The 12,301-nt window shown below is 59.2% G+C and carries 10 protein-coding genes, 4 tRNA genes and 1 riboswitch; of the genes, 12 read left to right on the top strand and 2 right to left on the bottom strand.

What is annotated here, in order from left to right; all coding sequences use genetic code 11:
- Positions 1 to 110: 110 nt before the first annotated feature.
- Genes astB through astE form a run of 3 tightly spaced genes read left to right on the top strand, consistent with a single transcriptional unit; the run spans position 111 to position 2,801 of the window.
- Positions 111 to 1,457 (top strand): N-succinylarginine dihydrolase, encoded by a 1,347-nt coding sequence (gene astB, locus AOA62_RS06885; RefSeq protein ID WP_099548194.1) that lies wholly within the window; start codon positions 111 to 113, stop codon positions 1,455 to 1,457.
- A gap of 37 nt (positions 1,458 to 1,494) precedes the next feature.
- Positions 1,495 to 1,785 (top strand): hypothetical protein, encoded by a 291-nt coding sequence (locus AOA62_RS06880; RefSeq protein ID WP_003214319.1) that lies wholly within the window; start codon positions 1,495 to 1,497, stop codon positions 1,783 to 1,785.
- A gap of 11 nt (positions 1,786 to 1,796) precedes the next feature.
- Positions 1,797 to 2,801: a succinylglutamate desuccinylase gene (astE, locus tag AOA62_RS06875; RefSeq protein ID WP_099548193.1), complete on the top strand. Its 1,005-nt coding sequence runs from the start codon at positions 1,797 to 1,799 to the stop codon at positions 2,799 to 2,801.
- Between the two features lie 166 nt (positions 2,802 to 2,967).
- Here astE and AOA62_RS06870 read toward each other — a convergent pair whose 3' ends face one another.
- Positions 2,968 to 3,477, bottom strand: a complete 510-nt coding sequence (locus tag AOA62_RS06870) for a 6,7-dimethyl-8-ribityllumazine synthase (protein WP_003233516.1) — start codon at positions 3,475 to 3,477, stop codon at positions 2,968 to 2,970.
- 114 nt (positions 3,478 to 3,591) lie between these two features.
- A riboswitch (FMN riboswitch) is annotated at positions 3,592 to 3,761 on the bottom strand.
- 182 nt (positions 3,762 to 3,943) lie between these two features.
- Here AOA62_RS06870 and ltaE point away from each other — a divergent pair.
- The 9 genes from ltaE (at position 3,944) to mgtE (ending at position 11,833) form a co-directional block, all read left to right on the top strand.
- Entirely contained in the window at positions 3,944 to 4,948 is a 1,005-nt protein-coding gene (gene ltaE, locus AOA62_RS06865) for a low-specificity L-threonine aldolase (RefSeq protein ID WP_099548192.1), read from the top strand.
- A 146-nt stretch (positions 4,949 to 5,094) separates the two neighbouring features.
- Entirely contained in the window at positions 5,095 to 7,713 is a 2,619-nt protein-coding gene (gene alaS / locus AOA62_RS06860) for an alanine--tRNA ligase (protein ID WP_099548191.1), read from the top strand.
- A 97-nt stretch (positions 7,714 to 7,810) separates the two neighbouring features.
- Positions 7,811 to 9,052, top strand: a complete 1,242-nt coding sequence (locus AOA62_RS06855; RefSeq protein ID WP_017138417.1) for an aspartate kinase — start codon at positions 7,811 to 7,813, stop codon at positions 9,050 to 9,052.
- Between the two features lie 174 nt (positions 9,053 to 9,226).
- Positions 9,227 to 9,415: a carbon storage regulator CsrA gene (csrA, locus tag AOA62_RS06850; protein WP_003175645.1), complete on the top strand. Its 189-nt coding sequence runs from the start codon at positions 9,227 to 9,229 to the stop codon at positions 9,413 to 9,415.
- A gap of 62 nt (positions 9,416 to 9,477) precedes the next feature.
- Positions 9,478 to 9,568 (top strand) — tRNA-Ser (locus AOA62_RS06845).
- A 108-nt stretch (positions 9,569 to 9,676) separates the two neighbouring features.
- Positions 9,677 to 9,753, top strand: a tRNA-Arg gene (locus tag AOA62_RS06840).
- Between the two features lie 72 nt (positions 9,754 to 9,825).
- A tRNA-Arg gene (locus tag AOA62_RS06835) sits at positions 9,826 to 9,902 on the top strand.
- A gap of 72 nt (positions 9,903 to 9,974) precedes the next feature.
- A tRNA-Arg gene (locus AOA62_RS06830) sits at positions 9,975 to 10,051 on the top strand.
- Between the two features lie 339 nt (positions 10,052 to 10,390).
- Complete coding sequence (gene mgtE, locus AOA62_RS06825) at positions 10,391 to 11,833, top strand: magnesium transporter (protein ID WP_017138415.1); 1,443 nt, start codon at positions 10,391 to 10,393, stop codon at positions 11,831 to 11,833.
- A 123-nt stretch (positions 11,834 to 11,956) separates the two neighbouring features.
- Here the strand turns inward: mgtE and AOA62_RS06820 are convergent, their stop codons facing one another.
- Positions 11,957 to 12,283, bottom strand: a complete 327-nt coding sequence (locus tag AOA62_RS06820; protein ID WP_003193592.1) for an Arc family DNA-binding protein — start codon at positions 12,281 to 12,283, stop codon at positions 11,957 to 11,959.
- Between the last annotated feature and the right edge of the window lie 18 nt (positions 12,284 to 12,301).

Below are 12,301 nucleotides of genomic sequence, written 5' to 3'. Positions count from 1 at the left end.
CAGTAAAACCGAGGTGATGCCATCGCAGGCAAGCCAGCTCCCACACAAGGTCAGTGGTGTGTTCAAGTAACTTGATGCCTATAAAAACAGATGTTCGTGGAGCCTCGCCGATGAAATCCTGTGAAGTCAATTTTGACGGTCTAGTGGGGCCGACCCATAACTACGGCGGTTTGTCCTATGGCAACGTCGCGTCCCAGAGCAACAGCCAGCAGTCTTCGAACCCCAAGGTTGCGGCGTTGCAGGGCCTGCAGAAAATGAAAGCCCTGATGGACATGGGCTTTGTGCAAGGCGTGCTGGCGCCGCAAGAGCGCCCGGATGTGGCCGCCTTGCGCAGCCTCGGTTTCAGCGGCACTGACGCCCAAGTGATCCAGCAGGCCGCCAAGCAGGCGATGCCATTGCTGGTGGCCAGCTGCTCGGCGTCGAGCATGTGGGTGGCCAACGCCGCCACGGTCAGCCCGAGCGCCGATACGGCGGATGGCCGCGTGCACTTCACCGCCGCCAACCTCAACTGCAAATACCACCGCAGCATCGAGCACCCGACCACCAGCCGTGTGCTGGGGGCGATGTTTGCCGACCAGAAGCACTTCGCCCATCACGCCGCGTTGCCGGCGGTGGCGCAGTTCGGCGATGAGGGCGCCGCCAACCACACGCGTTTTTGCCGTGACTACGGCGAGGCCGGGGTTGAGTTTTTCGTGTTCGGGCGCAGTGCGTTCGACACCCGTTACCCGGCGCCGCAAAAATACCCGGCGCGCCAGACCCTTGAAGCCTCCCAGGCGGTTGCACGCCTGCACGGCTTGAAAGATGACGGCGTGGTGTACGGCCAGCAGAACCCGGCGGTAATCGATGCCGGTGTGTTCCACAATGACGTGATCGCGGTAGGCAACGGCGAGGTGTTGTTCTACCACGAGGACGCGTTTCTCAATACCGAGCAGATGCTCGCCGAACTGCAAGGCAAGTTGGGCAAGCGGGGTGGCAACTTCCAGTCGGTGTGTGTGCCACGCGCCGAGGTCAGCGTCGAAGACGCGGTGCGTTCCTACCTGTTCAACAGCCAGTTGCTGACCCGCGCCGACGGCTCGATGCTGCTGATCGTGCCGGAAGAATGCCGCGCCAACGAGCGCGTCTGGCAGTACCTGCAAGGCCTGACGGCCTCCGGTGGGCTGATCCGCGAAGTCAAGGTCTTCGACCTCAAGCAAAGCATGCAGAACGGCGGTGGCCCGGCGTGCCTGCGCTTGCGCGTGGCCTTGAATGAATCGGAACTGGCAGCGGTGAACCCAGGCGTTATCATGACCGCGCCGTTGTACGAAACGCTGACCCAATGGGTCGACAAGCACTACCGCGACAGCCTGCGTGAAAGCGACCTGGCTGACCCGCAATTGCTGCTTGAGTGCCGGACGGCACTGGATGAACTGACGCAAATCCTTAAACTGGGCTCGGTTTATCCTTTCCAGATCAATTAAATCTGCCTCTTTTTACACCCTATGCTGAGAACAATTTATGACCACCGACACCCTCAAACTGATCCTTGAAGACACCGACGGCACCCAGCTGGAAACCTCCTGCACCCGCGTCGCCGTGGTGTGGCAGGGCAAGGAAATCTGGATCCAGCACGACGGCCGTGGCCAACTGCTGATCGGCGTGGACGTGGAAGAAGGTGACGCTGAATACGCCAACCTGCTGATGCGCCCGCTGGCCACCAACCTGATGAGCCTGCAATTGGAAATGGAACCGGCCGACGTTGAAGGTGATGACGACGATCACGTTCACGGCCCTGGCTGCAACCACTAAGGAAGCTGCTTATGCTCGCCCTCGGCAAACTGCTTGAACTGACCCTCGCCGGTCGCGAACCGGCGCAAAAAATTCAACTGACTGTCGACGGCGTGCAGATGCGCTGGCTCAGCGAAGGCGCGCTTGAAGTGCGCCCTCCGCAGGCATTGGACAACGGCGGCGACCTGCTGCTGTCGTCCGGCATCCATGGCAACGAAACCGCGCCGATCGAATTGCTCGACCGCCTGTTGCATGGCATTGCCCGTGGGGAGATCAAACCCCGCAATCGTATTCTGTTCCTGTTCGGCAACCCCGAGGCCATGCGCCGCGGCGAGCGTTACCTTGAGCTGGACGTCAACCGGCTGTTCAACGGCCGTCACGAACAAAACATCGGCCCGGAGGCCATGCGCGCCGCCGAGCTTGAGCAACTGGCTCGCAGCTTCTTCAGCCTGCCGGGCCGTTCGCGCCTGCATTACGACCTGCACACGGCCATTCGCGGCTCGAAGATCGAGCAGTTCGCGCTGTACCCGTTCAAGGACGGGCGCCAACATTCGCGCCACGAGCTGGCGCGCCTGAACGCTGCCGGTATGCAGGCGGTGTTGTTGCAGAACAAAACCTCGATCACGTTCACCGCGTTCACCTACGAGCAACTCGACGCCGAAGCCTTCACCCTGGAATTGGGCAAGGCCCGACCGTTCGGGCAGAACCAGGGCGTGGATGTGTCACGCCTGGAGACACGGTTGAAGCAGATCATCGAAGGTGATGAGCCCGAAACCGAGAGCCTCGATGGCCTGCAATTGTTTGCCGTCTCTCGCGAAGTGATCAAGCACAGTGATGCCTTCCTGCTGCACCTGCCGGCGGATGTAGAAAACTTTTCGCCATTGGCCAAGGGCTACCTGTTGGCCGAAGACGTGGCCAAGACCCGCTGGGTGATCGAGGAGGAGGGCGCGCGCATCATCTTCCCGAACCCGAAGGTCAAGAATGGTTTGCGGGCGGGGATATTGATCGTGCCGACCACGGATGCTGGCCTGATATAGGTCCCAAGACAGCCGCGATCAAATGTGGGAGCTGGCTCGCCTGCGATGGCGGCGGCACAGGCAACAGTGATGTTGACTGACCTGCCGCTATCGCAGGCAAGCCAGCTCCCACACAAGCAAGCGCCCACAAAAAACCCGGCTCTGAGGCCGGGTTTTTTGGTGTTGCTTAGACCGCTACAGCACGCGGCTCGCTGCGGCGGATCGCACGCACCTTGTGCAGCGTGTCGGCGCACGTGCGCGCGGCTTCCTGGCCCTTGTGTACGAAGTGCTCGTAGAAGAAGGTGTGGTGCTCGCTGCCCGCGTGGAAGTGATGCGGGGTCAGGGATACGGAGAACACCGGCACTTCGGTTTCCAGCTGCACCTGCATCAGGCCACTGACCACCGATTGGGCGACGAATTCGTGGCGGTAGATGCCACCGTCCACCACCAATGCCGCGGCGACGATGCCGGCGTAACGGCCGGTCTTGGCCAGCAGCTTGGCGTGCAGGGGCATTTCGAAGGCGCCGCCGACTTCGAAGAAATCGATGTCCGATTCCTGGTAGCCCTGGGCGATCATTTCGGCGAGGAAGCCTTTGCGCGATTGGTCGACAATATCCTTGTGCCAGCAGGCCTGGATAAACGCGACGCGCTCGCCGTGGTGGTTTTTGCTTTTGCTGTCGATTGCGGTGGGTTGCATGTTCTGACTCCTGTTTAAGAAAAAAACAGGGCGTTATGAATCGAATGGGATTTCAAGGGTACGAACAGCGGCATCATGCAGGCATGAGTTCAGCGCGCGGCCCTTGGGTGCCAATCCCGTTCTCTCTTCATCCGGACTATGACCGTCGGCCCCGGGATCACACCGGGTCTGCTGACCTTGTCGCCGTCCTGCGTGAGCAGTTCGAGGCGCCAAGCGCTCGCGGGCTATGCACATTGCGTGCAATTACCGCCGGTGGGGAATTGCACCCCGCCCTGAGAACGTTGCCGCCAGAACCCTGGCGGCGGAGAGTTTTTAACATGCTTTTTCAGAAACTGCACGATCGCCGTATCGATAACCTATATCGGTTTGTTTGGTTGGTATTCGATTGAATGCACGTGGGGCTTGATATTGCGTGGCTTTGCCCGCAGTAATCGTCAATACGACAACCCTATTCAGAGGCCCCCGGATGACCGTCATAGACCTGCGCAGCGACACCGTGACCCAACCCACCGCCGGCATGCTCGACGCGATGGCCACTGCCGTCAGCGGTGATGACGTCTACGGCGAAGACCCGAGCGTCAACCATCTGGAAGCCGAACTGGCCAAGCGCCTGGGCTTTGCCGCTGCGTTGTTTGTGCCGACGGGCACCATGAGCAACCTGCTTGCCTTGATGGCCCACTGTGAGCGTGGCGAGGAATACATCGTCGGCCAGCAGGCCCACACCTACAAATACGAAGGCGGTGGCGCGGCGGTGCTCGGCTCGATCCAGCCGCAGCCGCTGGAGGTGCAAGCCGACGGTTCGCTGGACCTGGACCACGTACTGGCGGCGATCAAGCCCGATGATTTCCACTTCGCCCGCACCCGCCTGGTGGCGTTGGAAAACACCATGCAGGGCAAAGTGCTGCCGCTGGCGTACCTGGCGAAAGCGCGGGCGTTTACCCGTGAACATGGCCTGGCCTTGCACTTGGACGGCGCGCGACTCTACAACGCGGCGGTGAAGCTCGGTGTGGATGCGCGGGAGATTGCCCAGCATTTCGACTCGGTGTCGGTGTGCCTGTCCAAAGGCCTCGGCGCGCCGATCGGCTCGGTGCTGTGCGGCTCCACCGCGCTGATCGCCAAGGCGCGGCGCCTGCGCAAGATGGTCGGTGGCGGCATGCGCCAGGCCGGCTCGCTGGCGGCGGCGGGCTTGTATGCCCTGGATCATCAGGTGCAACGTCTGGCGGATGACCACGCCAACGCCCAATGGCTGGGCGATGCACTGCGCGACGCAGGCTTTGAAGTGGAGCCGGTGCAAACCAACATGGTGTACGTGCAGATTGGCGATCAGGCCCAGGCGCTGAAGGCCTTTGCCGCCGAACGCGGGATCAAGTTGAGCGCCGCGCCGCGTCTGCGCATGGTCACTCACCTGGATGTCAGCCGGGTGCAGATGGAGCAGGTGGTGCAGACATTTGTCGAGTTTTCCCGAAAATGATCGTGCAGACCGTCTAATTGACTGTTTCTATCGCATAAACACGCTGTACCACCGGCAAAGGGCCGATATAATGCGGCCCTTTGCCGTCGCTCCGTCTGATGATGTTGCGCACTGGCCTTTGGCCGCAGACTCCGTGGAAGAACCTAATGAAAAGCGCAGAAATCCGTGAAGCCTTCCTTCGCTTCTTCGAAGAGCAAGGCCACACCCGTGTAGCCTCCAGCTCCTTGATCCCAGGCAATGACCCAACCCTGCTGTTCACCAACGCGGGGATGAACCAGTTCAAGGACTGCTTCCTGGGCCAGGAAAAGCGCGCTTACACCCGCGCCACCAGCAGCCAGAAGTGCGTACGCGCCGGCGGCAAGAACAGCGACCTGGAAAACGTTGGCTATACCGCTCGCCACCACACCTTCTTCGAGATGCTGGGTAACTTCAGCTTCGGCGACTATTTCAAGAAAGATGCGATTACCTTCGCCTGGACCTTCCTGACCGGCGTGTTGAAGCTGCCCAAGGAAAAGCTCTGGGTCACGGTCTACGCGACCGACGACGAAGCCTATGACATCTGGACCCAGCAAATCGGTGTGCCCGTCGAGCGCATGATTCGCATCGGCGACAACAAGGGCGCGCCTTACGCTTCCGACAACTTCTGGACCATGGGCGATACCGGCCCGTGCGGCCCGTGCACCGAGATTTTCTATGATCACGGCGCCGACATCTGGGGCGGCCCACCGGGCTCGCCGGAAGAAGACGGCGACCGTTACATCGAGATCTGGAACAACGTCTTCATGCAGTTCACCCGCACCGCCGATGGCGTGTTGCATCCGCTGCCGGCGCCGTCGGTGGACACCGGCATGGGCCTGGAGCGGATCAGTGCGGTGATGCAGCACGTGCATTCCAACTACGAAATCGACCTGTTCACCAACCTGCTGAGCGCGTCGGCGGCCGCCATTGGCTGCGCCAATGACAACCAGTCTTCGCTCAAGGTGGTGTCGGACCACATCCGTTCGTGCGGCTTCCTGATCGCCGACGGTGTGCTGCCGTCCAACGAAGGCCGCGGCTATGTGCTGCGCCGCATCATTCGACGCGCTTGCCGTCACGGTAACAAGCTGGGCGCCACCGGCAGCTTCTTCTACAAGATCGTAGCCGCGCTGGTCGCCGAGATGGGCGATGCCTTCCCGGAACTCAAGCAGCAGCAGGCCAACATCGAGCGCGTGCTCAAGGCTGAAGAAGAGCAGTTCTCCAAGACCCTGGAGCACGGCCTGAAGATCCTCGAGCAGGACCTGGCTGAACTCAAAGGCACCGTGGTGCCGGGCGATGTAGTGTTCAAGTTGTATGACACCTACGGTTTCCCGATGGACCTGACCGCCGACATCGCCCGTGAGCGCGAGCTGACCATCGATGAGGCGGGTTTTGAGCGTGAGATGGAAGCCCAGCGCGTGCGTGCCCGTTCCGCCAGCTCCTTTGGCCTGGACTACAACACCCTGGTCAAGGTTGACGTGCCCACCGAGTTCACCGGTTACGCGGCGACCGTTGGCGCGGCCAAGATCGTGGCCATCTACAAAGATGGCAAGTCGGTCGACGTATTGAGCGAAGGCGACGAAGCGGTGGTGGTCCTCGACCAGACGCCGTTCTACGCCGAATCCGGTGGCCAGGTGGGTGACTGTGGTTTCCTGAGCTTGACCTCCGGGCGTTTTGAAGTGCGTGACACCACCAAGACCGGCGGCGCGTTCCTGCACCACGGTGTGCTGGTGTTGGGCAACCTGACGGTCGGTGCGCCGGTCGACACTCAAGTCGATGCCGACGTGCGGCATGCAACTGCTTTGAACCATTCTGCCACTCACTTGCTGCACGCTGCGTTGCGCCAAGTGCTGGGTGAGCATGTGCAGCAGAAGGGTTCGTTGGTCGATAGCCAGCGCCTGCGTTTCGACTTCAGCCACTTTGAAGCGATCAAGCCTGAGCAGATCAAGGCGCTGGAAGACATCGTCAACGCCGAGATTCGCAAGAATACCCCGGTTGAAACCGAAGAAACCGACATTGAAACCGCCAAGAAGAAAGGCGCCATGGCGCTGTTTGGTGAGAAGTACGGCGACGAAGTGCGCGTACTGAGCATGGGCGGCAGCTTCTCGGTGGAACTGTGTGGCGGTATCCACGCTAACCGTACGGGCGATATCGGCCTGTTGAAAATCATCAGCGAAGGCGGCGTGGCCTCTGGTGTACGGCGTATTGAAGCGGTCACCGGTGCTGCGGCCCTGGCTTACCTCAATGCGGCTGAAGAACAACTCAAGGAAGCGGCCGGCTTGGTCAAGGGCAGCCGCGACAACCTGATCGACAAGCTGTCGGCCGTGCTGGAGCGCAACCGCGCACTGGAAAAACAGCTGGAGCAGTTGCAAGCCAAGGCGGCGAGCGCAGCGGGCGACGATCTGTCGGCCTCCGCGCTGGACGTCAAGGGTGTGAAAGTACTGGCTGTGCGCCTGGACGGCCAGGACGGCAAGGCGCTGTTGGCCTTGGTCGATCAGTTGAAGAACAAGCTCGGCCGCGCAGTGATCCTGCTCGGCGGTGTCCATGAGGAAAAGGTCGTTCTGGTTGCCGGTGTAACCAAAGACCTGACTGGCCAACTCAAGGCCGGTGATTTGATGAAGCAAGCCGCTGCGGCAGTGGGCGGGAAGGGCGGTGGTCGTCCGGACATGGCGCAAGGCGGTGGTGTAGACGCAGGCTCCCTGGACGCGGCCCTGGCCCTGACCGTGCCGTTTGTCGAGGCCGGCATTTAAGGCACTGTTAATGAGCCCATGGTCTAGTCATGGGCTCGTTTGGGTGCTGGACGATTTGTTTATTGGGCGCCCCTTTACGGGCTGAGGCGGCTTAGAAATGGCTTTGATCGTACAGAAATTTGGAGGCACCTCGGTCGGCTCTGTCGAAAGAATCGAGCAGGTCGCCGACAAGGTTAAGAAATTCCGCGACGCCGGCGATGACCTGGTGGTGGTGCTGTCGGCCATGAGCGGCGAAACCAATCGCCTGATCGATCTGGCCAAGGCAATCAGTGGTGACCAACAGCCGCTGCCGCGTGAGCTGGATGTGATCGTGTCCACCGGTGAGCAGGTAACCATTGCCTTGCTGGCCATGGCACTGAACAAGCGTGGTGTGCCGGCTGTGTCCTACACGGGCAGCCAGGTGCGCATCCTCACCGACAGCGCGCATACCAAGGCACGCATCCTGCAGATTGACGATCAGAAAATCCGCACAGATCTGAAAGCCGGCCGCGTGGTAGTTGTAGCAGGCTTCCAGGGTGTGGACGAGCAGGGCAACATCACCACCCTCGGGCGTGGTGGTTCGGATACCACCGGCGTGGCGCTGGCAGCGGCGCTCAAGGCCGATGAATGCCAGATCTATACTGACGTGGACGGTGTGTACACCACCGACCCACGTGTGGTGTCCGTGGCCCAGCGCCTGGACAAGATCACCTTTGAAGAGATGCTGGAAATGGCCAGTCTCGGTTCCAAGGTGTTGCAGATCCGCGCGGTGGAGTTCGCCGGCAAGTACAACGTTCCGCTGCGCGTATTGCACAGCTTCAAAGAGGGTCCGGGCACCCTCATTACTATTGATGAAGAGGAATCCATGGAACAGCCGATCATTTCCGGCATCGCTTTCAACCGCGATGAAGCCAAGCTGACGATCCGTGGCGTGCCAGACACCCCGGGCGTGGCGTTCAAGATCCTCGGCCCTATCAGTGGCGCGAACATTGAAGTCGACATGATCGTGCAGAACGTTTCGCACGATAACACCACCGATTTCACCTTCACTGTGCACCGCAACGAGTACGATGCTGCCGAGCGTATCCTGCAGAACACCGCGAGCGAGATTGGCGCCCGTGAAGTGGTCGGGGATACCAAGATTGCCAAGGTGTCGATCGTGGGCGTGGGCATGCGTTCCCATGCCGGCGTTGCCAGCCGCATGTTCGAGGCGTTGGCCAAGGAAAGCATCAACATCCAGATGATCTCCACCTCGGAAATCAAAGTCTCGGTGGTGATCGAAGAGAAGTACCTGGAGCTGGCAGTGCGCGCACTGCACACCGCTTTTGAGCTGGACGCTCCGGCCCGACCGGGCGAGTGATGCGATACCAGGAAGGCGCGGTATACCGCGCCTTTCATTTTTTGTGGAGCGCATGGTCTTTTGCGTGCGCTCGACAATACTTAGGTCGTTAGGGCTATGGCCATCAGGTTGTAGGTCGAACGCCTTTTTTTTGCAGACTGTTGTTCCTGAACTGAAATGCGTGAGGTGAAAGCTATGCTGATTCTGACTCGTCGGTGCGCAGAAAGCCTGATTATCGGTGATGGCGAAATCACCGTGACCGTGCTCGGCGTCAAAGGCAATCAAGTACGTATCGGGGTTAACGCTCCGAAAGAGGTAGCTGTCCACCGCGAGGAAATCTACCTGCGGATCAAGAAAGAGAAGGACGAAGAACCAAGCCTTTAATTTTTATCGTTTTTTATGTTTGCAAACGGGGATGAACGTGGTTAATATACGCCCCGTGTTGCGGAGAGCTGGCCGAGTGGCCGAAGGCGCTCCCCTGCTAAGGGAGTACACCTCAAAAGGGTGTCGGGGGTTCGAATCCCCCGTTCTCCGCCATTATTTGCTTAGTACGTTGCAATCTGGTTTTTTCGCTAAGTTGTTGAAATTAAACGAAAAAATAGCTTTACATAGAGATTGAACGGCCTATAATGCGCGGCAACAAATGCACTCGTAGCTCAGCTGGATAGAGTACTCGGCTACGAACCGAGCGGTCACAGGTTCGAATCCTGTCGAGTGCACCATTTAAGAGTCAGTTGCAGCAATGCAGGTGACTTGGCTTCAACCAGTTGTGATCTGGTCTAAAAACACAATCTGCACTCGTAGCTCAGCTGGATAGAGTACTCGGCTACGAACCGAGCGGTCACAGGTTCGAATCCTGTCGAGTGCACCATTTAAGAGTCAGTTGCAGCAATGCAGGTGACTTGGCTTCAACCAGTTGTGATCTGGTCTAAAAACACAATCTGCACTCGTAGCTCAGCTGGATAGAGTACTCGGCTACGAACCGAGCGGTCACAGGTTCGAATCCTGTCGAGTGCACCATACAAACAAAAAGCCCGCCTAGTGCGGGCTTTTTGCCGTCTGGGGTTTGTGTAGGATTTCAACTCTTTCTCCTGTCTCATGTGTTTTCCTTTCGGGCTGTGTCGTCGCAGTTCATAGATGCAGCCAATGCTCAGCTTTGGCTCGCAAGCGCTTGTTCTTTCCAGTTTTTTAACGTTTAAAGCGCGCGCAGCGTGTATCATTGCGCCCGTCAGCCCCGCCGGGGCTTGTGGAATACCTCCATGGACTTACCCAGTAGTTGCTCAGTACCCCGTTTTACCAATCATGAATTGACTGATTGATCCTTCCGGCGTGCCCCGCTGCTGGGAGTGGAGTTCGCCTATGACCGAAGTAGAAGTAAAGAAAACACAAGACAGCCTGCAGGATCGCCTGGCTCAAGTCATCGAGCTGCTGCAGCGTCAGCGCGTGGTCGAAGACCTCACGCACCGCCAGGAAGGTCCGCACCACGACCGCGTCGAAAACCTGGTTCACCGGCAAAACCTCGTTGAGCTGCAACGCAAGCTCGACGACCTGCACTCCGCCGACGTCGCTTATATTCTTGAAGCCTTGCCACTCGATGATCGACTGACCCTGTGGCAGTTGGTCAAGGCTGACCGCGACGGCGACATCCTCCTTGAAGTATCCGACTCGGTCCGTGAAACCCTGATCGCCGACATGGACGATCACGAGCTCCTTGCCGCTGCCAAGGAGATGGACGCCGACGAACTGGCTGACCTGGCGCCTGAGCTGCCGCGTGATGTTGTCCATGAGTTGATGGAGGCCCTCGACAGCCAGCAGCGTGAGCGTGTGCGCTCCGCGTTGTCTTATGACGAGGATCAGGTCGGCGCATTGATGGACTTCGAGATGGTCACCATCCGCGAAGACGTCAGCCTGGAAGTGGTCTTGCGTTACCTGCGTCGGCTCAAAGAGCTGCCGGGCCATACTGACAAACTGTTCGTGGTCGACTACGAAGGCATTCTCAAGGGCGTGTTGCCGATCAAGCGCCTGCTGGTCAATGATCCGGAAAAGAAAGTAGCGGATCTGATGGCCAGCGATACGGTGAGTTTTCACCCGGATGAAGACGCCTACGAGGCTGCCCAGGCATTTGAGCGTTATGACTTGATCTCGGCGCCTGTGGTCGACAAGAACGGCAAGCTGATTGGCCGTTTGACCATCGATGAAATGGTCGACCTGATTCGTGAAGAGAGTGAAACCGAAGTCCTCAACATGGCGGGTCTGCGTGAAGAGGAAGATATTTTTGCGTCAGTCTGGCGCTCCCTGCATAACCGTTGGGCGTGGCTTGCGATCAACCTGATCACGGCGTTCATCGCTTCGCGCGTGATCGGGTTGTTCGAAGGTTCCATCGAGAAGCTTGTCGCCCTCGCGGCGCTGATGCCGATCGTGGCAGGTATTGGGGGTAACTCCGGTAACCAGACCATCACCATGATTGTGCGTGCCATGGCACTGGACCAGGTGAGTACGGCCAACTCCTCGCGCCTGTTGCGCAAAGAATTGGCTGTGGGCCTGATCAATGGCTTGGTGTGGGGCGGGGTCATCGGCGTGGTGGCTTACTTGCTGTATGGCAGTTGGTCGCTGGGCGTGGTGATGACGGCTGCCATGACCCTCAACCTGCTGTTGGCGGCGTTGATGGGCGTGTTGATCCCCATGACACTGGCACGCCTGGGGCGCGACCCGGCCATGGGTGCCAGTGTGATGATCACGGCCATGACCGACAGCGGTGGCTTCTTCATCTTCCTGGGCCTGGCGACGATCTTTCTGCTCTGATCCCCTGTGGGGGCGGGCTTGCTAGCAAATGCAAGCTCGCTCCCACACAAGCCCTCTGCGGTGCCCTCAAATTTCACGCAAAAAAAAGCCAGCATAGCGCTGGCTTCGGCTTTCAGTTGCAGATCAATTGGCTTCTGCGGCCGCCTCAACGTCGTGCGCGATAAGCGAGACGAGAGCATTTTGCTGGCGGTGGGAGAGCTGACGAAAACGCTGCAGCAGTTCGCGTTCGTGCAGTGACAGCTCAGGGCTGTCCAGGCGCATGCTCAACTCTTCGCCCAACGCACCTTCCTGAATAAGGCTCTGCTCCAGGCGCGCGATGATTTCGGAGTTCATGCTGCGGTGATGATTGCGAGCCACCTCGGCAATGCGTTCCCGCATTCCGTCTGGCAGACGTACGACGAACTTGTCAGCCGTACGGCTGGAATAAATTGCCTGTTTCAATGGGCGCATATATTTAACCGGTTAGTT

Source organism: Pseudomonas sp. 2995-3, from assembly GCF_002742565.1.
In the GTDB taxonomy this organism is placed as follows: Bacteria; Pseudomonadota; Gammaproteobacteria; order Pseudomonadales; family Pseudomonadaceae; genus Aquipseudomonas; species Aquipseudomonas edaphica.
Note: the sequence above shows the minus strand (reverse complement) of the source record. Positions and strands in the feature narration are given on the sequence as shown.

What these genes read in the sequence shown, in the direction of transcription:
- AOA62_RS06870 (WP_003233516.1), bottom strand. Translation starts at nt 3,477, where the DNA reads ATGCAACCCACCGCAATCGACAGCAAAAGCAAAAACCACCACGGCGAG.
- AOA62_RS06820 (WP_003193592.1), bottom strand. Translation starts at nt 12,283, where the DNA reads ATGCGCCCATTGAAACAGGCAATTTATTCCAGCCGTACGGCTGACAAG.
- astB (WP_099548194.1), top strand. Translation starts at nt 111, where the DNA reads ATGAAATCCTGTGAAGTCAATTTTGACGGTCTAGTGGGGCCGACCCAT.
- AOA62_RS06855 (WP_017138417.1), top strand. Translation starts at nt 7,811, where the DNA reads ATGGCTTTGATCGTACAGAAATTTGGAGGCACCTCGGTCGGCTCTGTC.
- ltaE (WP_099548192.1), top strand. Translation starts at nt 3,944, where the DNA reads ATGACCGTCATAGACCTGCGCAGCGACACCGTGACCCAACCCACCGCC.
- alaS (WP_099548191.1), top strand. Translation starts at nt 5,095, where the DNA reads ATGAAAAGCGCAGAAATCCGTGAAGCCTTCCTTCGCTTCTTCGAAGAG.
- AOA62_RS06880 (WP_003214319.1), top strand. Translation starts at nt 1,495, where the DNA reads ATGACCACCGACACCCTCAAACTGATCCTTGAAGACACCGACGGCACC.
- mgtE (WP_017138415.1), top strand. Translation starts at nt 10,391, where the DNA reads ATGACCGAAGTAGAAGTAAAGAAAACACAAGACAGCCTGCAGGATCGC.
- csrA (WP_003175645.1), top strand. Translation starts at nt 9,227, where the DNA reads ATGCTGATTCTGACTCGTCGGTGCGCAGAAAGCCTGATTATCGGTGAT.
- astE (WP_099548193.1), top strand. Translation starts at nt 1,797, where the DNA reads ATGCTCGCCCTCGGCAAACTGCTTGAACTGACCCTCGCCGGTCGCGAA.